Annotated in this window: 24 protein-coding genes and 1 tRNA gene; 20 read left to right on the top strand and 5 right to left on the bottom strand. The window is 44.7% G+C overall.

Features of this window, described 5'->3' with window-relative positions; genetic code table 11:
* Window positions 1-162: 162 nt before the first annotated feature.
* From R5H20_RS15145 to pstB (R5H20_RS15125), 5 genes are all read left to right on the top strand, one after another.
* Window positions 163-1,053, top strand: coding sequence for a phosphate ABC transporter substrate-binding protein (locus R5H20_RS15145; RefSeq protein ID WP_040348228.1), 891 nt, complete (start codon window positions 163-165; stop codon window positions 1,051-1,053).
* Between the two features lie 73 nt (window positions 1,054-1,126).
* A complete protein-coding gene (pstC, locus tag R5H20_RS15140; protein WP_006637565.1) occupies window positions 1,127-2,056 on the top strand; it encodes a phosphate ABC transporter permease subunit PstC in 930 nt (309 codons plus the stop codon).
* Window positions 2,056-2,943 (top strand): phosphate ABC transporter permease PstA, encoded by an 888-nt coding sequence (pstA, locus tag R5H20_RS15135; protein WP_006637564.1) that lies wholly within the window; start codon window positions 2,056-2,058, stop codon window positions 2,941-2,943. The genes pstC and pstA overlap by 1 nt, the downstream gene beginning before the upstream one ends.
* Window positions 2,944-2,962: 19 nt before the next feature.
* Window positions 2,963-3,784, top strand: coding sequence for a phosphate ABC transporter ATP-binding protein PstB (pstB, locus tag R5H20_RS15130; RefSeq protein WP_006637563.1), 822 nt, complete (start codon window positions 2,963-2,965; stop codon window positions 3,782-3,784).
* 13 nt (window positions 3,785-3,797) lie between these two features.
* Entirely contained in the window at window positions 3,798-4,577 is a 780-nt protein-coding gene (gene pstB / locus R5H20_RS15125; protein WP_006637562.1) for a phosphate ABC transporter ATP-binding protein PstB, read from the top strand.
* A gap of 83 nt (window positions 4,578-4,660) precedes the next feature.
* On the opposite strand, the gene R5H20_RS15120 is transcribed toward pstB (R5H20_RS15125), so the two are convergent.
* Window positions 4,661-5,143: an endolytic transglycosylase MltG gene (locus R5H20_RS15120; RefSeq protein WP_006637561.1), complete on the bottom strand. Its 483-nt coding sequence runs from the start codon at window positions 5,141-5,143 to the stop codon at window positions 4,661-4,663.
* The gene (locus R5H20_RS15115; protein ID WP_006637560.1) at window positions 5,140-5,490 is read right to left on the bottom strand and encodes a hypothetical protein; all 351 of its coding nucleotides are present in this window, start codon (window positions 5,488-5,490) and stop codon (window positions 5,140-5,142) included. Before R5H20_RS15115 ends, R5H20_RS15120 begins: the two co-directional genes overlap by 4 nt.
* A 548-nt stretch (window positions 5,491-6,038) precedes the next feature.
* Between R5H20_RS15115 and rpmG the strand changes: the two genes are divergently transcribed.
* From rpmG to R5H20_RS15055, 12 genes are all read left to right on the top strand, one after another.
* On the top strand, window positions 6,039-6,188 hold the full coding sequence (rpmG, locus tag R5H20_RS15110; RefSeq protein WP_006637557.1) for a 50S ribosomal protein L33: 150 nt from the start codon (window positions 6,039-6,041) through the stop codon (window positions 6,186-6,188).
* Window positions 6,189-6,238: 50 nt separating this feature from the next.
* On the top strand, window positions 6,239-6,799 hold the full coding sequence (locus tag R5H20_RS15105; protein WP_006637556.1) for a 5-formyltetrahydrofolate cyclo-ligase: 561 nt from the start codon (window positions 6,239-6,241) through the stop codon (window positions 6,797-6,799).
* Between the two features lie 46 nt (window positions 6,800-6,845).
* Window positions 6,846-7,019, top strand: a complete 174-nt coding sequence (locus R5H20_RS15100; RefSeq protein WP_006637555.1) for a hypothetical protein — start codon at window positions 6,846-6,848, stop codon at window positions 7,017-7,019.
* Window positions 7,020-7,122: 103 nt separating this feature from the next.
* Window positions 7,123-8,661 carry a rhomboid family intramembrane serine protease gene (locus R5H20_RS15095; protein WP_006637554.1) on the top strand — a complete coding sequence of 513 codons (1,539 nt, stop codon included), beginning with the start codon at window positions 7,123-7,125 and terminating at the stop codon, window positions 8,659-8,661.
* A gap of 72 nt (window positions 8,662-8,733) precedes the next feature.
* Window positions 8,734-10,188, top strand: coding sequence for a spore germination protein (locus R5H20_RS15090; protein ID WP_006637553.1), 1,455 nt, complete (start codon window positions 8,734-8,736; stop codon window positions 10,186-10,188).
* A gap of 97 nt (window positions 10,189-10,285) precedes the next feature.
* A complete protein-coding gene (locus tag R5H20_RS15085) occupies window positions 10,286-10,483 on the top strand; it encodes a YqgQ family protein (protein ID WP_006637552.1) in 198 nt (65 codons plus the stop codon).
* A 29-nt stretch (window positions 10,484-10,512) separates the two neighbouring features.
* On the top strand, window positions 10,513-11,484 hold the full coding sequence (locus R5H20_RS15080; protein WP_006637551.1) for an ROK family glucokinase: 972 nt from the start codon (window positions 10,513-10,515) through the stop codon (window positions 11,482-11,484).
* A 140-nt stretch (window positions 11,485-11,624) separates the two neighbouring features.
* A complete protein-coding gene (locus R5H20_RS15075) occupies window positions 11,625-13,535 on the top strand; it encodes an LTA synthase family protein (protein WP_006637550.1) in 1,911 nt (636 codons plus the stop codon).
* A 158-nt stretch (window positions 13,536-13,693) separates the two neighbouring features.
* Entirely contained in the window at window positions 13,694-14,638 is a 945-nt protein-coding gene (locus R5H20_RS15070) for an iron-hydroxamate ABC transporter substrate-binding protein (protein WP_006637549.1), read from the top strand.
* Window positions 14,639-14,756: 118 nt separating this feature from the next.
* Complete coding sequence (locus tag R5H20_RS15065) at window positions 14,757-15,884, top strand: M14 family metallopeptidase (RefSeq protein ID WP_006637548.1); 1,128 nt, start codon at window positions 14,757-14,759, stop codon at window positions 15,882-15,884.
* Window positions 15,885-15,940: 56 nt separating this feature from the next.
* Window positions 15,941-17,050 carry a YqgU-like beta propeller domain-containing protein gene (locus R5H20_RS15060; protein ID WP_029419374.1) on the top strand — a complete coding sequence of 370 codons (1,110 nt, stop codon included), beginning with the start codon at window positions 15,941-15,943 and terminating at the stop codon, window positions 17,048-17,050.
* Between the two features lie 14 nt (window positions 17,051-17,064).
* Window positions 17,065-17,379 (top strand): MTH1187 family thiamine-binding protein, encoded by a 315-nt coding sequence (locus R5H20_RS15055; RefSeq protein ID WP_006637546.1) that lies wholly within the window; start codon window positions 17,065-17,067, stop codon window positions 17,377-17,379.
* A 57-nt stretch (window positions 17,380-17,436) separates the two neighbouring features.
* Here the strand turns inward: R5H20_RS15055 and R5H20_RS15050 are convergent, their stop codons facing one another.
* A complete protein-coding gene (locus tag R5H20_RS15050) occupies window positions 17,437-17,610 on the bottom strand; it encodes a DUF2759 domain-containing protein (protein WP_006637545.1) in 174 nt (57 codons plus the stop codon).
* 140 nt (window positions 17,611-17,750) lie between these two features.
* Between R5H20_RS15050 and R5H20_RS15045 the strand changes: the two genes are divergently transcribed.
* Complete coding sequence (locus tag R5H20_RS15045; protein WP_006637544.1) at window positions 17,751-18,389, top strand: MBL fold metallo-hydrolase; 639 nt, start codon at window positions 17,751-17,753, stop codon at window positions 18,387-18,389.
* 49 nt (window positions 18,390-18,438) lie between these two features.
* Here R5H20_RS15045 and R5H20_RS15040 read toward each other — a convergent pair whose 3' ends face one another.
* Complete coding sequence (locus R5H20_RS15040) at window positions 18,439-18,684, bottom strand: DUF2626 domain-containing protein (protein ID WP_006637543.1); 246 nt, start codon at window positions 18,682-18,684, stop codon at window positions 18,439-18,441.
* 212 nt (window positions 18,685-18,896) lie between these two features.
* Here R5H20_RS15040 and R5H20_RS15035 point away from each other — a divergent pair, with 212 nt between their 5' ends.
* Window positions 18,897-19,277, top strand: a complete 381-nt coding sequence (locus tag R5H20_RS15035) for a Spx/MgsR family RNA polymerase-binding regulatory protein (protein WP_006637542.1) — start codon at window positions 18,897-18,899, stop codon at window positions 19,275-19,277.
* A 63-nt stretch (window positions 19,278-19,340) separates the two neighbouring features.
* Here R5H20_RS15035 and R5H20_RS15030 read toward each other — a convergent pair.
* Window positions 19,341-19,412, bottom strand: a tRNA-Gln gene (locus R5H20_RS15030).
* A gap of 83 nt (window positions 19,413-19,495) precedes the next feature.
* Between R5H20_RS15030 and R5H20_RS15025 the strand changes: the two genes are divergently transcribed.
* Window positions 19,496-20,353, top strand: a complete 858-nt coding sequence (locus R5H20_RS15025) for an STAS domain-containing protein (RefSeq protein WP_006637541.1) — start codon at window positions 19,496-19,498, stop codon at window positions 20,351-20,353.
* Window positions 20,354-20,429: the final 76 nt, after the last annotated feature.

The following is a 20,429-nucleotide window of genomic DNA, read 5'->3' as shown; positions in this document are numbered from 1 at the left end:
CCCTAAGTCCGGCCTTTTATACAAACTTCAAGCTTCTTTTACAAAACCTTAATAATTCATTTAAACAAGATTAACACTGAAAAGTTACGCTATACACGTAGGACAAATTACACATTTACGCGGGAGGATTAAGAAGTGAAATCATTTAAAAAAATCACACTGATGTTCATCATGTCCGTTTTAGTTGTCTTCGCAGCAGCTTGCGGAAGCGGAAATACGAATGGAAACGCAGGAGAAGACAAACAAAACGATAAAGCAGAGAATAAGGCTTCAGGATCTTTGACGATTTCAGGTTCTTCGGCGATGCAGCCGCTAGTCACAGCTGCGGCTGAAAAATTCATGGATGAAAATCCAGATGCCGACATTCAAGTGCAGGCGGGAGGTTCTGGAACAGGCCTTTCTCAAGTGGCTGAAGGAACCGTCCAAATCGGAAACTCCGATGTCTTTGCAGAAGAAAAAGAAGGCATTCCTGCCAAGGAGCTGACCGACCATCAAGTAGCTGTAGTCGGCATGGCGGCAGCCGTCAATCCGGAAGTGGGCATCAAGGATATTTCGTTAGAGGATCTTAAAAAGGTGTTTACAGGAAAAATCAAAAACTGGAAAGAGCTTGGCGGTAAAGATCAAAAGATCACCCTTGTCAACCGTCCTGATTCTTCAGGAACCCGTGCGACATTTGTAAAATATGCGCTTGACGGAGAAACTCCGGCTGAAGGCATTACCGAGGATTCTTCCAACACCGTCAAAAAATTAATTGCTGAAACGCCTGGAGCGATCGGGTACCTTGCTTTTTCATATATCAAAGACGACTCGATCACCGCGCTTTCAATTGACGGAGTAAAGCCGACCGCGGAAAATGTGCAAAAAGGCAAATTCCCGATTTGGGCCTACCAGCATTCTTATACAAAAGGCGAGCCTAAAGGTTTGGCAAAAGAATTCCTTGATTATTTGATGAGCGATGAAATCCAAAAATCCATTGTCACGGATCAGGGCTATATTCCAGTCACAGACATGGAAGTAAAACGTGACGCAAAAGGAAAACAAACGGATAAATAATGAAGATAGCAGCCGGGAAAGTGTGCTCCTGACACTTTCCCTATTATGACTTGTTTTAATAGGAGTGTAAAAAATGATTCAAAAAATAGAGAAACTGTCCGCAAAAGAGCGGCTGATCAGCTCCAAACGAAATCGCAAAATGGATGAAGTCCGCGGAAAGATGCTGGTTGCAGCATGCGCGTTTATTATGATGGCGGCGGCAATTTCCATCACCATCTTTCTCGGAAACAAGGGGTTGCAATCTTTTCTGGCTAATGGTGTAAGTCCGATTGAGTTCTTAACCAGTCTAGATTGGAATCCAACGAATCAAAACCCTGAATTCGGAGCGCTTCCGTTTATACTCGGATCCTTTGCAGTGACCCTTCTTGCATCTTTGATTGCTGCACCTCTTGGCATCGGGGGCGCGATTTTCATGACCGAGATCGCACCTTCATGGGGAAGAAAGGTATTGCAGCCGGTTGTCGAATTGCTTGTTGGCATTCCTTCTGTCGTTTATGGATTCATAGGCCTTACAGTATTAGTGCCGTTTATCGGCCAGTTTAAAACAAGCGGGTCCGGGCACAGCCTTTTGGCAGGGACGATTGTCTTGGCGATCATGATTTTGCCGACGGTCACCTCGATTTCCACGGATGCGCTCAGCTCCCTTCCAAAAAATTTGCGGGAAGGATCATACGCATTGGGTGCGACCAGATGGCAGACGATCAGAAAGGTCCTGATCCCGGCCGCTTTGCCATCACTGCTTACGGCCGTCGTGCTCGGAATGGCGAGAGCCTTCGGTGAAGCGCTTGCCGTGCAGATGGTCATCGGAAACTCAAGGAACCTATTTGAGAGTCTTCTGGATCCGGCGGGAACATTAACAACGATCATTACGTTGAATATGGGACATACAACATATGGAAGCGTGGAAAACAATACGCTTTGGTCGATGGGACTCGTTCTGTTGATCATGTCGTTCTTGTTCATTCTGCTGATCCGATATCTGTCATCTAGGAGGAAACTGTAATGAACAGCAAAGTTACCGATCGCATAGCAACCGGTGTTTTCGGATTGATCGCCGCGGTCATTACGGCGATTCTCGTCGGTTTGTTTTCTTATATTATTATCAATGGCTTTTCACATATCAGCATCGATTTTCTGACATCGCGTTCCAGCGCGCTGACAAGCGGGGGAGGCATTCGTGATCAGCTGTTCAACTCGTTTTATATTTTGGTGCTGACCATGATCATTACCGTTCCGCTCGGAGTAGGCGGAGGTATCTATATGGCTGAGTACGCGCCTGACAATAAACTGACGGATTTTATCCGCATCTGTATAGAAGTTTTGTCATCTCTTCCTTCCATTGTCATGGGGATGTTCGGCATGCTGATGTTTGTCAACCTGACCGGCTGGGGATACAGCATCATCGGCGGTGCCCTGGCATTGACGGTCTTTAACCTGCCTGTGATGGTGCGGGTGACAGAGGATGCGATCCGGTCTGTTCCGAAAGAGCAAAAGGAAGCGTCTCTTGCCCTCGGCGTATCAAAATGGCATACGATTAAAACCGTTTTGATCCCCGGCGCCGTCCCATCCATTATTACGGGCGCAATCCTTGCGTCAGGACGTGTATTTGGAGAGGCTGCTGCATTATTATTTACAGCGGGACTTTCTACGCCGAGACTCAATTTTGCTGATTGGAATCCTTTATCGGAAACGTCTCCGCTCAATATTTTCAGACCGGCAGAAACGCTGGCCGTTCATATTTGGAACGTCAACACACAGGGTATCATTCCTGATGCGGAAGCGATCGCAAACGGCGCTTCAGCGGTTCTCGTTTTATCCGTCCTGCTGTTTAATCTGGCGGCGAGATGGTTTGGCTCCTTTATTCATAAGAAATTAACGGCAAATAAATAAAAAGGAAGGGTGACACCTGATGGTTCAAATTCCGACTTTAGAGATTGAACGCGGAAATATTGGAATTGCGCCGCTCCCTGAAACGAACGAGCACATTTTAAACGTAGGGAATTTAAATATTTATTATGGAGAAAAACAGGCTGTCAATGATATTTCTCTAGATATTGATAAGCATGCTGTTACAGCGCTGATCGGTCCGTCAGGCTGCGGAAAATCGACTTTTTTGAGAAGCATCAACCGAATGAATGACTTGATCGCATCCGCCAGAACGACGGGCAGCATCATGTATGAAGGGCTTAATATTCTTGATTCGAACATTAACGTTGTCAATCTGCGGAGAGAAATCGGAATGGTTTTTCAGAAGCCGAATCCTTTTCCAAAATCGATCTACCAGAACATTACCCATGCTCTAAAGTATGCAGGAGAACGCAGGAAGTCGGTTTTGGATGATATCGTCGAAGAAAGCTTAACAAAAGCCGCATTATGGGATGAAGTAAAAGACCGCCTCCACCAGTCGGCCCTGTCATTGTCAGGAGGCCAGCAGCAGCGCCTCTGCATCGCGCGGACGCTTGCCATGAAGCCTGAAGTGCTGCTGCTGGATGAGCCGGCTTCAGCGCTTGATCCGATTTCAAACGCGAAAATAGAGGAATTAATCGTTTCTTTAAAAAAGGAATATTCGATCATCATCGTTACGCATAATATGCAGCAGGCATTCAGAATTTCCGACAAAACGGCGTTTTTCCTAAACGGTGATTTGGTTGAATATGACCGGACGGAAAAAATCTTTACAAACCCGTCAGAAAAGAAGACAGAGGATTATATCAACGGCAGATTTGGATAAGGAGGACGCCATCATGAGCGGAGTCACAGCAGTAAAACCAAAAGAGGTGTACCTGATTCATGATTTGAATTTATGGTACGGCAGCCATCATGCTTTAAAAAATATTAATTTATCAATCCCGGAATATGAAATCACCGCGATTATTGGTCCGTCAGGCTGCGGAAAATCGACCTTCATTAAAACGCTGAATCTGATGATCAATATGGTTCCAAACGTCAAAATGACCGGTGAAATCAATTACAACGGCAAAAATGTGCTGAACAGCAAGGTTGATCTTGTTGAATTAAGAAAAAATGTCGGGATGGTGTTTCAAAAAGGGAATCCGTTTCCACAGTCGATTTTTGATAATGTCGCCTATGGACCGAGAATCCACGGGTTGAAAAATAAAAAAGAGCTGAATGAAAGAGTGGAAAAAGCATTGATTGATGTGGCTTTGTGGGATGAAGTGAAAGACCGCCTTCAGTCCCCGGCGCTCGGACTTTCAGGGGGCCAGCAGCAGCGTTTATGCATTGCGAGAGCGCTGGCGACGAATCCGGATGTGTTGCTGATGGATGAGCCCACATCTGCTCTGGATCCCGTTTCCACTTTGAAAATCGAGGAGCTGATGCTGAAGCTGAAAGAAAAGTATACGATTGCGATCGTAACTCATAATATGCAGCAGGCTTCCAGAATTTCCGATCAGACGGCTTTTTTCCTGATGGGTGAGCTGATCGAATGCAATGATACAATGAAAATGTTTTCGTCCCCTGATGATGCACGGACAAAAGATTATATAACAGGACGTTTTGGCTAACGCCAAAAGGCCGCCGATCAGATTCGGCGGCCTTTTATATTTGCGTTCAAAAAAAACAGGCTGGGATTGACACAGCCTGTTTTTTATCGGGACAGAGTTTTCAAAATGCTTTTTAAACTCGATCCGCGTTTTAATTCATATTTGCCTGCACGGATTTTAGATTCATAGCCGGCATCTTTGACATAGTCTTTAAAGTCATCAGCGGATGTGACGACTTTTTCTTTTTCAAGAATATCGGCAACTTCTTCCGTACTCATGCCTTTTTTGATTTCAAGCTTGTATTTGGAGCCTTTTTTCGCCTCGTCAGCGGCGCTGTTGTCATCTTGGCTGGCATCGTCATGCTTTAACGATTTTTCCTTATATTGAAGGAGTTCCTGGTAATCCGCCCGTTTCAGCGAAACCTGCTCATTGTCCTTCAAATATGCTTTGACATCGGCTTCACTGACTTTTTGGCCGTTTTTTGAAGCTTCTGCGTTGCCGCCGCCCGTCATGTAAAACGTCCCTGCCAGAACGGCGGTCGCCAAAATCATCCCCCCGGCGAAAGCCTGTACACTTTGTCTGGTCATACAAGCACCCTCTCATTATCTTTAATGATCGCCTTCACATCTTCAACTGAGACATGCTCTGCTTTGGCAATCGCTTCTTCAGACATGCCGTTTTGATATTTTGAAAGAATTTGCTTTGCGATATGCTGGCTGATGCCTGCGTTCGGCCTGCGAACGACAACATTTGAATCGAGAAGCTCTTCTTCAAGCACCGTCATTTTCTTTTTCAGCTTATAGATTTCCTGCATGGCAGACAGCTGAAGCGTTTCAAGCTCCTGTTCAACTTCTTTAATCGGTTCTCTCTGAAAATATGAGAATGCGATCAGCGCAATGCTGACAATGAGCAGCGCAATGATAGCAATTTCCACGTTCATCACCTTCAATTCTTATTTTCTCCTTCTTTTTTATACCATAAAAACGCTTGCTTCAAAAGGAATTAATAAAAAAAATAAAAATTTTGTCGAAAAAGTTAATGTTCATTGCGGCATAGGATTGGTTTTAAGAAAAAAAGCTTTCCGGGGAGGGGATGATGATCAAACGGCGCGCCTGGAAAACATCTTCTCAAGATAATATTCGAACCGAGTTTTCATTTTCTAGCGCTCATTTAAAAATTGCTTACTATAATCACTGCAGCTGACATAATTAGGTGACAGATTCCGCCTGTCAGCCGCCGAAGCATTGGGCATGGAGAAGCGGATCATATGTCCGCCCTTCCTTCGGGACAGGGAAGCATGGCGGCCGCCAGAGTTTTTCGTTTGGTCCGGCAAATATGAAAAAGCATGTTGAAGAGACATTTATCCGGAATCTTTTCGCCAAACCGCGACAAACTGAAAAAAACGCCTGGCATTCCGGCGCCATAAGTGGTATTATAGATAAGTCTGAACAGCAAATGATATATAGTTTGGAGGGAAAATAAATGCGCGTAAATATTACTTTGGCTTGCACAGAATGCGGCGAGCGTAACTATATTACTAAAAAGAACAAGCGTAATAACCCAGATCGCGTTGAATTCAAAAAGTATTGCCCACGTGACAAAAAATCAACTTTACACCGCGAAACAAAGTAAGCAGCAGGAATTTTCCTGCTGTTTTTTCAATATAAGAGGGGGTGAGCGAAGTGAAACGATTGTTGAGAAGCGATGTGAGAGAGAAACTTGCAAAGCTTACAGACGAAGAATTTCAGCAAAAAACGGAAGCGATCCATCATGCATTCTTTCAGTCAAGGCAATGGACAGAATCGTCTGTCATCGCCCTTACCATATCACGAAAGCCGGAAGTTCCGACAAGGCCGATTATTGAACGGGCCTGGCGCGAAGGAAAGACGGTATGTATACCAAAATGCCTTCCGGAAACAAAAGACATGCAATTCCGCCGTTTTAAAGATGACAGCGAGCTGGAGGTTGTCTACTTCGGACTCCAGGAACCGATCATACATAAAACAGACCTGATCATGCCTCAAGACATCGACCTCATCCTCGTTCCGGGCGTATGCTTTGATCGGCATGGCTATAGAATCGGCTATGGAGGCGGTTATTACGACAGATATTTAGCCGGTTTTCATCATGAGACGGCCTCACTTGCTTTCCACTGCCAAATGATTGAGCGGGTTCCCCGCGAAGAGCATGATATTCCGGTCAACCGGATTTTCACAGATAAAGCAACATGGGGTTGCAGCTGAATAAATATCGGAAAATGAGACACGATACGGTTATAGGAGGGATCATATGAGGAAAATGACTTTTATCGTATTAGGCACACTTGCCGCTCTCGTATTTTTTCAAAACCGCTATCGTGTGATCAATTTCATTCTTGGCCGCGACCGAATCCGCCACTACTTCATTCATTGGATCATGAGAATTCCGTTTTTCCGAAATAAGTTTATCCAGCAGGCTTTTTAAATCCCGTCTAGAACGGGATTTTTTCATGCCCGGACAGACAGGAGCCGCGCAATGAGGGCGGTTTCTTGTTATAATGAACAAAAACCAATTGTGGAGCGACGCTATGTATTCATTTGATTATATGTACTGGTATATCATCAAGCATCTATTACAGCGGGATTTTGAGCTTGTTCAGGCGCCGGCTTCGTTCGGAGAAGCCTGGCTTGAAGCCGGGGGAAACGCGCCATATGATTTGGTCCGCATCTTCCGGAAGGATGTTGATTTTAGACAGGAGCTTGTCCGCGATCTTGAATCTTTAATGGAGAGAACGGAGCGCTTGAGGGTCGTCTCAGGCAGACGGAAGCTCTCTGTATTAACCATTTATTTATCAGCGCAGGCGCCTGTCGATGAATGGGAAGATGTCGTCAGTCATCCGGTTGAGGCCAAGAGAGTCAGCATTGCGCCGATTTTTATCGATGAAACCTCGATCGAAGCCGGCTTCAATAAAATCGCGATTGCATTAAATACAAATTTCGGTGAAGTGCCGGAGCGCTTCAGACATGCAACTTATGAAGAAGTCGAATCCATCAGGGCCGAAGCGCTTGCTGCTGCCAGACGAAAAGAGGAAGAAAGAAAGCGGGAAGCCGCGGTTTTTGAAAAGGGCAAACCGGTGTTTACCTGGTTCTTCGCCGGCCTTCAGGTGATCATGTTTCTTTTATTAGAATTAGCCGGAGGAAGCCAAAATACTGAAACACTCATTCGTTTTGGCGCAAAAGAAAATAGTTTGATATTGGCGGGAGAATGGTGGAGGTTCGTCACTCCGATCATTCTTCATATCGGATTGATTCATCTCATGTTCAACACGTTTGCGTTATTATCAGTAGGAGCGGCGGCCGAGAGGGTTTTCGGTTCATTCCGTTTTCTTATCATTTACATAACAGCCGGTGTTTTCGGTTCGATCGGCAGCTTTTTGTTTAGTCCGTATCCTTCGGCGGGAGCATCGGGGGCGATCTTCGGCTGTCTGGGAGCTCTGTTGTTCCTTGCTTTTTCGAATCGGAAGGCCTTCTTAAAAACGATTGGAACCAATATTATGGTTATGATCATCCTCAACCTCGGGCTCGGCTTCGCCGTTTCAAACATTGACAATGCCGGGCATATCGGCGGATTGGTCGGGGGGTTACTTTCGGCAATGGCCGTCGGGCTTCCAGAGAAAAAAAGGCTGGCGCAGCGGGTGATTGGCTGGGTTCTCGTGCTGATCATAGGAGGGGGAGCCCTCTACTGGGGCTTTCATTCCACACCCGTTCAGGAAAGCGCCCTGCTGTATAAGGCAGGGAAGTTGTATCAAGAAGGCGAGTATAGAAAGGTGAAGGACGTCTTGCAGGAAGCTGCCGGGCGAAAGGACGCTTCAACCGACATTCTGAAAGTGCTCGCCACTGCTGAAATTCAGCTCGGTGAATACGATTCTGCTGAAAAAAGACTCGCGGCCGTCGTTGAAAAAGATCCAACTGATCACGCTTCCCTTTATAATTTAGCTTGGCTGTACAATAGAAAAGGCGAATTGGAGAAAGCCGAGCAGACCGTTGAAAAAGCGCTAAAAGAAAAACCTGATGAAGACATGTATAAAACGCTGAAAAAAGAAATTAACAATGAAATGGCGCAATAAAAAAGTATGAAAAGCTCCCGTTATGTTAAAAATGGTCTGATGAAGACAGATTGATTTGACGGGAGCTTTTGCATGGAAAAAAAACAGTATGTCCAAGAAAGTTTGGCTGAAAATATCGAATATTTGAATGAAAAGTTGGGGGTCGACAAAAGCTTTGACATGATCCGGCTTGATATGATCTATGCCGGAAGAAAGATGGCGTTATATTTGGTCGACGGGTTTGTAAAAGATGATATTATGCACCACCTGCTGAAAAATCTCTCAAAGCTTTCCCCTGAATGTTTGGAAGACGATCCGCTGGAAAAGCTGATCAAGACGTACATCCCCTATATTGAAATTGAGACAGAGGACGACCTCGACAAAGCAGCTGCACAGGTGCTGGCGGGCCCGGCCGTTTTGCTCGCCGACGGTATTGATCACGCCATTATGATAGATGCGAGAACTTACCCGGCGAGAAGCCCGGAAGAGCCTGATAATGAACGAGTCGTCAGAGGGTCGAGAGACGGTTTTGTTGAAACAATAGTGTTTAACACGGTATTGACAAGAAGGAGAATCCGCGACAGGTCATTAAGAATGGAGTTTCTGCAAGTCGGAAGAAGAAGCAAAACTGATGTCGTCATTTGCTATCTTGAAGACATCGCCGATTTGGAAAATGTGAAAAAGCTGAAGAAATCACTGGAAGCCATCGATACGGACGCGCTGACAATGGCTGAAAAAACGCTGGAAGAATACATCGGCGGCCGGCATTGGAATCCCTACCCGACGGTACGCTATACAGAAAGGCCCGATACGGCGGCCGTGCATTTGTATGAAGGCCACATTCTCGTTTTTGTTGACGGGTCACCCAGCGCTCTGATCACGCCCGTAACCTTTTGGCACCATATGCAGCATGCCGAAGAGTACAGAAATAAGCCGCTTGCAGGCGCTTATTTGAGGATGGTCCGCTTTATATCGGTGCTGGCGTCGATCTTTTTACTGCCGCTATGGTTTTTGGTTTCGATTCATCCCGAATTGCTCCCGGACGCCCTTCAATATATCGGGCCGGAAAAAAAAGGAGCGATTCCTTTGCTGGCTCAGTTCCTGATCATCGAAGTAGGGGTCGATATGATGAGAATGGCCGCGATTCACACCCCTTCATCCCTTGCTACAGCCCTCGGTCTTGTGGCGGCCTTAATGATAGGCGAAGTGGCGGTGCAGGTCGGACTTTTCTCTCATGAGGTCGTTCTGTACCTTGCAATCGCAGCGATCGGTACGTTCGCCACGCCGAGCTATGAGATGAGCATTGCAAACCGCCTTGTCAGACTCGTGCTTCTCCTCGCCGCAGGCGCTTTCGGTCCGATAGGCTTTATCGTCGGAATATTTTGTTGGATCATTTATTTGGCAAGGATGAAATCTTTTCATGTCCCTTATTTATGGCCGTTTATTCCCTTCAATTACAGAGCTTTCCGTGATATCGCGATCCGCACGCCAATGCCGCTGAAAAATAGAAGGCCCGTTTTTTTGGACCCGCAGGACCCTGACCGCTAAAGTCTGTTTTCAATCAGAAAGCAGGCTTTTTTTTGCTTGACGCAAAACCCGATTATTTATACGCTATTGTTAGGTCTTAAAAAGAATGGTGAATCAAATGAAAACAGCATATGATGTTCAGGTATTGCTGAAGCGATTCGGCTGCTATGTGTATTTCGGAGATCGGGAGCTGGAGCTCGAATATATGATGGACGAACTCAAAGAAATGCTTCTTTCAAACCTGATAGAAAAAGAAGAATGGGCACAAGCCATGACGATTTTGCAGAATGAACTGACAAATATAAAGAGAAAATAAAACAGTTGGGTTGTAAGGGGGACTAAAAGATGAATGAAAGCTGGCTGGTCGGGATCGACCTCGGGGGAACGACTGTAAAACTTGCTTTTGTAAGCGCTTATGGGGAAATCAAACACAAGTGGGAAATACCGACGGATAAATCGGGAAATACGGTGACGGTCAGCATAGCAAAGGCGATTGACAGCAAACTGAGGGAAATCGGCAAACCGAAGCACATATTAAAATATATCGGAATGGGCGCGCCGGGACCGGTCAATATTGAGACCGGAGTTGTCTACAAAACGACAAATATGGGCTGGGAAAACTATCCTTTAAAAGATCACTTGGAAGCGGAAACAGGCTTGCCTGCCGTCATCGAAAACGATGCAAACATCGCTGCCCTCGGGGAAATGTGGAAAGGTGCAGGAGACGGCGCCAAGGATTTGATTCTTGTTACGTTAGGTACAGGAGTCGGCGGGGGTATTATTGTAAACGGAGAAATTGTCCATGGAGTAAACGGAGCCGGCGGAGAAATCGGCCACATCTGTTCTGTTGCAGAAGGGGGAGCCCCATGCAACTGCGGGAAAACCGGCTGTATTGAAACCATCGCGTCCGCGACCGGCATTGTGAGAATCGCCAAGGAGAAAATGGCAGCGGGCGACTGTGAAACCGTTTTAAACAAATATGAGTCTTTAACATCCCGCGATATCTTTGAAGCCGCGGAGCAATGCGACCCTGTCGCAACAGATGTGATCGGTTATGTAACCAATCATTTGGGACTGGTTCTCGGCAATTTGGCAAGTTCCCTGAACCCTTCAAAAATCGTCATTGGCGGCGGTGTGTCAAAAGCGGGCGAAATCCTTCGCGCCAATGTTGAAAAATCCTTTAAAAAATACGTGTTTCCAAGAGCGGGAGAAGCTGCCGACATCGTCATCGCTACCCTCGGGAATGATGCTGGGGTCATCGGAGGGGCTTGGATCGCCAAGAACGCATGGCTGCAGAGCCAGGCTCAGCTTCAATGAAACCGTTTATAACACCTTGTTTAATGGATTGATTTTTTTGTACAGACAAGTTAAGATATAATTTAGTTATTTTTGGTATCTTTTCAAAAACGTACAATTGAAGGAATCTGCCCGAGTTTTGCTCTATAGGGAGGATTGGAATGCAAAAGTCATTTTTTTCGAAAATTTCATTTTTGTTCATTGCGACATTGCTGATGTGGCTGAAAACGTATGTCGTTTACAAAACAAGCTTCAATATTAAAATTGAAAACTTCATGCAGGAGTTTATATTGTTTATCAACCCATTAAGCTTTTTGCTGTTTGTATTTGGAATCGGGCTGTTTTTTAAAGAAAAAAACAGAAACCGCTTTATCATCGGGGCCAGCATCATTCTGACGCTCGTCCTCTTGGCAAATATGATTTTCTACCGTTTTTATAATGACTTTCTGACGATTCCTGTACTATTTCAGACGAATAACATGGGTGATTTGGGAAGCAGCATCAACTCGTTGTTCATGCCCGCCGATCTGCTTTTGGCCGTCGATATCGTAATTTTGATTTGGCTGTACAAGCGCCAGCCGGTGAAAGCAGGCGGTGCTGCGACAAGGAAAGAGCGGGCGGCTTATTTTCTTTTTGTCGCCGCCGTTTTCTTTTTCAATTTGGGCGTATCGGAAACAGAACGGCCGCAGCTCTTGACGAGATCGTTTGACAGGGAAGTGCTCGTCAAGAACATCAGTCTCTATAATTTCCATATCTACGACGCACTGATCCAGTCCAAGCAGTCCGCCCAGCGTGCGTTGGCTGACAGCAACAGCCTCACCGAAATTGAAAACTATGTCAGCGCAAACCGGACGGATCCGGACAAGGAACTGTTCGGCATTGCCAAAGGGCGCAACGTCATTTTAGTGTCCTTGGAATCCACACAAAGCTTTGTCGTGAACCGCAAATTGAACGGCAAAGAAATCACCCCTTATTTGAATGACCTGATCAAAAAAAGCTACAGCTTTGACAACTTTTACCATCAGACGGGGCAGGGAAAAACCGCCGATTCTGAATTCATCGTCGATAACTCTCTTTATCCTTTGGGAAGGGGAGCGGTCTTCTTTACAAATGCGGCAAATGAATATACGGCAATGCCTGAAATTTTGAAAAACCACGGCTACTATTCTTCTGTTTTTCATGCGAACAACAAAAGCTTCTGGAACCGCGACATCATGTATGATTCTTTAAAGTATGACAAGTTTTACGATATCAAATCATATGATGTGAATGATCAAAACTCTGTAGGGTGGGGATTGAAAGACAAAGAATTTTTTGAGCAGACAGCAGAGCTTATGAAAGGCATCCCGCAGCCGTTCTATACCCGTCTGATCACGTTGACGAATCATTTCCCATTTGAGCTGGATGAAGAAGATAAAATGATTGATGAATTTGATTCAAAAAGCGGCACATTGAACCGATATTTTCCGACCGTCCGCTATCAGGATGAGGCACTGAAAAGGTTTATTGAAAAACTGAAAGAGAATGGACTGTATGACAATTCGGTTATCGTTTTGTATGGCGACCATTATGGAATTTCAGAAAACCATAATGAAGCGATGGGACAATTCCTCGGCAAGGAAATTACGCCTTTTGAGGAAGTGCAGCTTCAAAGGGTTCCGCTCGTGATCCACATCCCGGGCGTCACCGATAAAAAGCCGAAAACGATTGATACGGTCGGCGGGCAGATTGATATCCGTCCGACTTTGCTCAACCTGCTCGGGATTGATTCAAGCGATCAGGTCCAGTTTGGGAACGACCTGTTTTCCGGAGATAAGATGGAATTCACTGTCCTCCGCGACGGAAGCGTCATTACGAAAGATAAAGTATACACGGATGGCGTATGCTATGATAAATCGACCGGCAAGCCTACGAAGAATAAAGATGGCTGTGAAGCGTTTGCTGAAAAAGCAAAACAGGAGCTTTCATACTCAGATCAAATCATTTACGGCGATTTGCTGAGATTTTATGACAGTGAACGATTAAAAAAACAGTCAGCTTCCATCAAAAAGAAAGGCGATAAAAAAGAATGAGAAAAGCTTCCGCTGTCATAGTGGAAGCTTTTTTTATGCTCTTTGGACGCGGTTTCATCGTTTCAAAAAAACAATGGTTTACGGATGAAAAGCTGTGGTATAATCGAATTGATAATGATTCTCTTTATCACTAATAGTTCGGAAGGAAGGTATGATATATGGCTTTTAGACGCAGGACATTCATTGCTGCATTCTTTGCCTTATTATTGATTACAGCACTGGCAGCATGCGGAAATAAAACAGAAAGCAAAGGTTCTTCTTCAGACTCAAATAAGGAAGAAACGATTACATACAAGGCTGAAAATGGAACGGTTAAAGTTCCTAAGCATCCTAAAAGAGTAGTTGTCCTGGCCGACGACTACTACGGATACTTGAAGACGCTTGGCATTCCAGTGGTCGGGGCATCTGAAAGGGTTTTCCAAAACCCGTATTTCAAAGGGAAAACCGATGGTGTGACAAACATTGGAGACGGTATGTCTGCTGAAAAAATCATTAATTTAAAACCGGATCTGATCGTTGTATGGACAACTCAAAAGGTGGATATCGAGAAGATGGAAAAAATCGCGCCGACTGTTGCTTTGAAGTATGGCAAGAGCAGCACGGAACAGCTGAGGGATTTCGGAAAAATGACGGGTACTGAAGATAAAGCGGAAAAGTGGCTGGCCGAGTGGGATAAAAAAGTTGCAGCGGCAAAATCTAAAGTGCAAAAAGCCGTGGGCGACAAAACGGTTTCCGTTATGCAGACAAATGGAAAAGAAATTTACGTATTCGGAGATAAATACGGACGGGGTGGAAGCATCATCTATCAAGATCTTGGTTTAAAGGCAACGAAGCTGACAAAAGAAAAAGCGATCAGCCAAGGCCCTGGATATACGAGCATTTCTTTAGAAAAGCTGCCTGACTTCGCCGGAGACTATATGTTTATCGGACCTTGGCAATCAGGAGGAGACGACGGCGGCGTGTTTGAAACATCCATCTGGAAAAATCTTGACGCTGTCAAACATGGACATGTCTATAAAATCGACCCGATCGGCTTCTATTTTTCTGATCCGATTTCTTTAGAAGGACAGCTGAAGTTCATTACAGACAGTTTGACGAAATAAAATAAAAGAAACGTTTTTTGCGGCGCTTCCGTCCTGTGGACGGAAGCTTTTTTCGCTTGCAAACGCGCGGAGTTTTTGAACAGGCATCCTACATATGCTATTGTGGGAGGGATCATTGATGGCATTCATCTACATCAAACCGGAGTTAAAACAAGACATGACAAGATTGTCAGACATCCTGAACATACCCGAACCGCTTTTAATCAGCGCAAACCTTCACGCGGACTTAGACGTATTTTATTTTCCCGGATTGCATGTTCAAGCAGGAAAAGAAGCGCCGGCAGCCGAAACATATGAAGAGATGAAAATATTGGTAAACAGGCAGCCGAAACTGGAACATGAAAAATGGCTGACAAATAGGGCGGTTCATGATTCACAAACATTGAAACAAGAAATGGAAAAAATTGCAGATTGTTTTCCGTTTGTCACATACCATATCATTGGCCGTTCTGTATTGGGCCAGCCTATTTATGAACTGAACATCGGAGAGGAGAACGCCGAAAAAAGAACGCATATCAATGCCTCTTTTCATGCGAACGAGTGGATCACCACATCGGTGCTCATGAAATGGATAAAAGAATATTGCCTGTCTTTATGCAAAGATGAGCAAGTGTTCGGGTTTTCCCCTGTGCAGCTTTTCCGCATGACAAAACTTTCAATTGTTCCGCTTGTAAATCCCGATGGCGTTGACCTTGTTTTGCACGGTCCCGGTCATCTCGGACTAGAGCGGAAGACACTGGATGAAATGAATGAATATCAGCCTGATTATAGAGAATGGAAAGCGAATATCAATGGAGTGGATTTGAACAATCAATTTCCGTCTTTTTGGGAAATCGAAAAACAGCGAAAGCCACCTAAAGCGCCTTCATACCGGGACTATCCCGGGGACGCTCCGCTTACAGAGCCTGAGGCGGCAGCCATGAGGAATTTGATCGTAAGGCGCCCGCCGGACCGCCTTGTCGCGCTTCATACACAAGGGGAAGAGATTTATTGGGGCTATAAAGGCTATGAGCCCCGGGAATCCGCGGACGTCATTCAAACGTTTGAGCGGTTCAGCGGCTATAAAGGCGTCAGATACATTGACAGCTACGCCGGTTTTAGGGACTGGTTCATCCATCATTTCGGCAAAGAGGGGTATACCGTTGAACTTGGAAAAGGGAAAAACCCTTTACCATTGGAACAATTTGACGATATATATTGTAAAAGCAGAGGAATTCTTTGGGCATCATGTTTTTTTGAGGGCTGAAACCTTTTGCGGCGCAAAACCGTAAAAGGAGGTAGCCGAACATTTATGGAAGGAGAATGGCTGGTTTGAGAGTTTCATTATTAATCATAGCCGCTGTGATGACAGTTTTAACAGCCGCCTGTACACCTTCGGAATCTAGCGGTTCAGAAGGTGACCATCATGCGGTGACCGACGGAAAGAAAAAAAGCGATGAAGCAAGCGGAGAAAAAAAGATTGTATCGCTGAAGGACCGGTATTTTGATGAGGCGGCAGGGTGGCTGGATAATGAAACCATTTTATATACCGCAACAGACCCGGTTGCAGGAAGTGAAGTAAAGTCATATGATATATTTACAGGGACGGAAAAAACGATATATAAAACCGATGAACGGCTGATCACAGCTGAACTTAACCGGGAAAAAAATATGATTCTCGTCCAAACTGCAGGAGACGGCTCCAAATTTAAATTGACGCTTATCAATACGCGGGGCGAAAAGCTGTTTGCAAAAGGATTCAACACCCATGAACTTCAAGTGGACTGGAATGAATTCGATCCTTATCTTTTATATGTAACGGCATTCACAAAAGATTGGGAGTATCGTTCGTTATTGATCAATGCAAAGGAAAATAAAACAGACCAAGACGTCGTCCAGGCCGCTTTCATTCATTGGACATCGCCCGATTCGTTCGATTATGTGAAGTGGGATAACAGGGACCGGGAAAAGCCGGCTCCTGTTTATTCCTATAACATATCGGCGGGAAGGGAAAAGAAGCTCGCGGATGACGCGCTGCATGCCGATGTATTTAAACATGTGCGGCTGATCGTGACATCATCTGAAAAAAGCGGGGAGGGAACCTACATATTTTCAGATGTACCATCATCGAAAAAACGGCTGTCTTTCACCCTTCCGCTGTTTTCCGATGATGCAAGCCTGTCTCCAATGGAATACAGCTATGATCAGAAAAATGAATGGTTCTATACGTATCAGCCGGGTGAATCTAGCTCCCTGTTTGATCTGATATCCATCAATCTTAAAACAGGAGACCGGCGGGTGGTTCAGGAAGGCATCGAAATGCTTCCGATCACTGTGTCTCCTGATGGTAAATACGCATTGTACGGCTATGCGCAGGATAAGGTCATGTCACTCGGTTCAAAAACAATAAAATCCCTTGTAGAGAAGGAATAGGAAGGAGCAGTACAATGGCGATAGCAGACGTAACCATCATTCCGATTGGAACAGAAACCCCGAGTGTAAGCGCGTATGTTGCGGAGATTCAAACGATTTTAGAAGAGTTTAAAAAAGAAGGCAAAATCAAATATCAGCTGACACCGATGAACACCTTAATTGAAGGTGAATTAAGCGATGTGTTTCAGGTGATTCAGACCATCCATGAGGCACCTTTTCAAAAGGGGATACACAGGGTGGCCACCAATATCAGAATTGATGACCGGCGCGATAAGAAAACGACAATGGAAGGCAAGCTGTCTAGCGTTCAAAAACATTTAAACCGATAAATAAAAAAGCCTTGTTCCGGCCGGAGCAAGGCTGTCCCATGCGCAGAAAAGGCAGCTTTAGTGTGCTGTCGGATACCCGCTGTGAATAATCGTCATGACCGTAAACCAGCCGAAGACCAAAAAAGCGGCTCCGCCGAACAATATTCCGAGAACGTTGATTTGTTTGAGCGAACGAAGAACCCCAATAGCAGATAATATCGAGACAAGGCCAAAAATGATTACGAGCAACATCAATATAAACCCCCTTCGTTTGGTTCCCCTGCAGTTTATTTCCAATTTTATTTTAACCGTTTTCATCAGCTTTGTCGAGGGTAACATGATTCATTGAAAGTTTCTCTCAAAACCTTCATAATGATATCGAGGTGAAAAAGATGAAATGGAGAAGAATGCCTTTAGGGCCCATTCAAACAAATGCATATATCTTATCAAATGATGACGGCACCTGCTTAATATTTGATCCAGGCAGTGAAGCCGGAAAACTGAACGCATACATAAAAGAAAAAGGGCTTACACCGCTTGCCGTCCTGCTGACGCATGCCCATTTTGACCATATCGGGGCTGTGGACAAGGTAAGAAAAGAGTGGAATATTCCCGTCTATGTCCATGAAAATGAAGCCGAATGGCTGACAGATCCTTCATTAAACGGATCGGCCCTGCTGACGGGGCAGCAGATTACCGCGGAAAAAGCCGACCGCCTGATCGATGAGGAGAACGAGCTCAAAATCGGCTCATTTAAGCTTCAGGTTCTCTTTACCCCAGGCCATTCTCCCGGAAGCGTCTCTTATTATGTACAAGAGGAAAACATGATCATCTCCGGAGATGTCCTGTTTAAAGGGAGCGTCGGCCGCACAGATCTTCCCGGCGGAAACCATGACGTTCTGATGGACAGCATTCATAAAAAACTGCTCTCTCTGCCTGAAGAGACGCTTGTATTAAGCGGACATGGACCAGAGACGGATTTGATGACGGAACAGGAACAAAATCCGTTCATCAACGGCTTTACGCTATAGACAGGAAAAAAGAGACGAAATCCAAGCGGATCGTCTCTTTTTTCTTGCCTTAATGGCCTCCTTGGCCGGGAACCATAATAAAAACCGAATAGTATGTAAATCCAGCAAAAAAGACCGTCAAATATGCGCCGAAAATATAAATGTACATTCGTTCTGTCAAGTTGAGATACGATAAGAAAACAAAGAAAACGGTTTGCCCGAAAAACAGCAATGACGCATCCTTCATATCTCCTAAATAAAACATGACCGCAAAAATACCTGTCCAGAAACCCAACACGCGGAACATGCGATTCATTGATATCCCTCCCAGAAAGCCCCTTTGTTTCTATTATAGATCAGTTCATCTTGAAATGTAAACATTTTCATTTTGAGAAAATCAATTCATTTTTTACAATTTTGTGATCGAATGGCCGGCATGAAATTTTCTTACCGTGTTTAATAAAAAAAGATCCCGGGTACGTATCATAACAAAGACAAGGCATAGCAATAAAAAAGGAGGAAACGGACATGGAAGAGCTGATTTTTTACTCTTATCCAAGCTGCACATCATGCCGCAAAACAAAACATTGGCTGAAAGCGAATCAGATTGATTTTAAAGAGCGCCACTTATTCAGGGAGACGCCGAATCAAGAAGAATTAAAGCATATTCTGTCTTTGACAACAGAAGGCTTCGATGAAATATTGGCGACGAGAAGCCAGGCGTTCAAACAGCTCAATTTGAATATTGAGGAGCTGACGGTTAGCGAAGTAGTGGACCTGCTCATTCAAAAACCGAAGCTCTTGAGGCGCCCGATTCTCGTGAGCGGAGACAAGCTTGTTGTCGGATATAATCCCGGCGAGTTATTAAAGCTATCGAAGAAAAACGCTTTGCAACGATCTGTGTCCTGAAAAAACCGAAGATTGCTGAAAACGGAATTTTTCAGCATATCTTCGGTTTTTACGCTTGGAAAACTGGGCTAGCTGGATTCGAACCAGCGCATCACGGAGTCAAAGTCCGTTGCCTTACCGCTTGGCTATAGCCCATCATACTACACGTTTAGTTTTAGCAAAAATTTTTGTTTTATACATATGGGATGTTCTAATGCAATTACTTAAGGAGGATGGATATGAAAAGCAAAAATTCAGCCCTTTATCAGCATTTCATGAAACGGTCGAGTCACATCACAGATGAATGGTTATCAAATACGCCGATTCAACAATCCGGTCTTTCTACGGCAAAGCAATATAAAGAATTTGTTCAGGCGGTCATCAATATATTAACAGAAAAAAAGCCGCAAAAGGAATGGAAGGCAGCCTTGGAGTGCGCGAGAAAATTAGCGCGGGACAAGGCTGTCATCCAAGCTCCCATTCATGAAAGCCTAAAAGGTTTTAAAATATTCCGGCGCATCTTTATGGATGAAATCGAAACATTTTCAAATGAAAGTGCACATGACATTTCCAAAAAAGAAGCTTTTGAGTGGAGTAAACGGCTTAACTTGATGTTGGATGAATTCATTGAGCAATTTATGGATGAGTATGACAGGACCACAATCAGACAATTGCATGCCCAAAAGGAAATGATCCGTGAATTAAGCGCTCCAGTGATTCCGATCTCAAATCATATAGGCGTTCTGCCCCTCATAGGAGAAATCGATACAAATAGAGCTAAAGTCATTTTGGAATCCGCCCTTGAACAATGTGCAGAGCTTCATCTGACTCATTTGTTCATTGATATTTCAGGTGTTCCGATTGTTGATACAATGGTTGCTTACCAGTTATTCAGGGTAGTTGACAGCACAAGGCTTCTAGGGATTGAGACGATTATTTCCGGCATTCGTCCCGAGATTGCCCAGACGGTCGTCAAGATCGGCATCGATTTTTCCAATATCAAAACAGAGCAAAGTCTCGCAGTGGCACTTTCTAAAAAAGGTTTTCGCATCTGGGAAGGAGACGTCTCCGTGCAAAATGATAAAAACATGGTATGAGGACCCGTTTTTTAAAAATAGATTTTCGTCTTTCATATTCTTTTTTTGCCTTCCGCAACCCGCTCATTTTCTTTTT

It is taken from the genome of Bacillus sp. KICET-3 (assembly GCF_033261025.1).
Classification (GTDB): Bacteria; Bacillota; Bacilli; order Bacillales; family Bacillaceae; genus Bacillus; species Bacillus sonorensis.
The sequence above is the reverse complement of the archived record's forward strand: the minus strand, read 5'-3'. Positions and strand labels throughout refer to the sequence as shown.

Coding starts and splice junctions, on each gene's coding strand:
- R5H20_RS15145 (WP_040348228.1), top strand. CDS start 163: ATGTTCATCATGTCCGTTTTAGTTGTCTTCGCAGCAGCTTGCGGAAGC.
- pstC (WP_006637565.1), top strand. CDS start 1,127: ATGATTCAAAAAATAGAGAAACTGTCCGCAAAAGAGCGGCTGATCAGC.
- pstA (WP_006637564.1), top strand. CDS start 2,056: ATGAACAGCAAAGTTACCGATCGCATAGCAACCGGTGTTTTCGGATTG.
- pstB (WP_006637563.1), top strand. CDS start 2,963: ATGGTTCAAATTCCGACTTTAGAGATTGAACGCGGAAATATTGGAATT.
- pstB (WP_006637562.1), top strand. CDS start 3,798: ATGAGCGGAGTCACAGCAGTAAAACCAAAAGAGGTGTACCTGATTCAT.
- R5H20_RS15120 (WP_006637561.1), bottom strand. CDS start 5,143: ATGACCAGACAAAGTGTACAGGCTTTCGCCGGGGGGATGATTTTGGCG.
- rpmG (WP_006637557.1), top strand. CDS start 6,039: ATGCGCGTAAATATTACTTTGGCTTGCACAGAATGCGGCGAGCGTAAC.
- R5H20_RS15100 (WP_006637555.1), top strand. CDS start 6,846: ATGAGGAAAATGACTTTTATCGTATTAGGCACACTTGCCGCTCTCGTA.
- R5H20_RS15095 (WP_006637554.1), top strand. CDS start 7,123: ATGTATTCATTTGATTATATGTACTGGTATATCATCAAGCATCTATTA.
- R5H20_RS15090 (WP_006637553.1), top strand. CDS start 8,734: ATGGAAAAAAAACAGTATGTCCAAGAAAGTTTGGCTGAAAATATCGAA.
- R5H20_RS15085 (WP_006637552.1), top strand. CDS start 10,286: ATGAAAACAGCATATGATGTTCAGGTATTGCTGAAGCGATTCGGCTGC.
- R5H20_RS15080 (WP_006637551.1), top strand. CDS start 10,513: ATGAATGAAAGCTGGCTGGTCGGGATCGACCTCGGGGGAACGACTGTA.
- R5H20_RS15075 (WP_006637550.1), top strand. CDS start 11,625: ATGCAAAAGTCATTTTTTTCGAAAATTTCATTTTTGTTCATTGCGACA.
- R5H20_RS15070 (WP_006637549.1), top strand. CDS start 13,694: ATGGCTTTTAGACGCAGGACATTCATTGCTGCATTCTTTGCCTTATTA.
- R5H20_RS15065 (WP_006637548.1), top strand. CDS start 14,757: ATGGCATTCATCTACATCAAACCGGAGTTAAAACAAGACATGACAAGA.
- R5H20_RS15060 (WP_029419374.1), top strand. CDS start 15,941: ATGGCTGGTTTGAGAGTTTCATTATTAATCATAGCCGCTGTGATGACA.
- R5H20_RS15055 (WP_006637546.1), top strand. CDS start 17,065: ATGGCGATAGCAGACGTAACCATCATTCCGATTGGAACAGAAACCCCG.
- R5H20_RS15050 (WP_006637545.1), bottom strand. CDS start 17,610: ATGTTGCTCGTAATCATTTTTGGCCTTGTCTCGATATTATCTGCTATT.
- R5H20_RS15045 (WP_006637544.1), top strand. CDS start 17,751: ATGAAATGGAGAAGAATGCCTTTAGGGCCCATTCAAACAAATGCATAT.
- R5H20_RS15040 (WP_006637543.1), bottom strand. CDS start 18,684: ATGAATCGCATGTTCCGCGTGTTGGGTTTCTGGACAGGTATTTTTGCG.
- R5H20_RS15035 (WP_006637542.1), top strand. CDS start 18,897: ATGGAAGAGCTGATTTTTTACTCTTATCCAAGCTGCACATCATGCCGC.
- R5H20_RS15025 (WP_006637541.1), top strand. CDS start 19,496: ATGAAAAGCAAAAATTCAGCCCTTTATCAGCATTTCATGAAACGGTCG.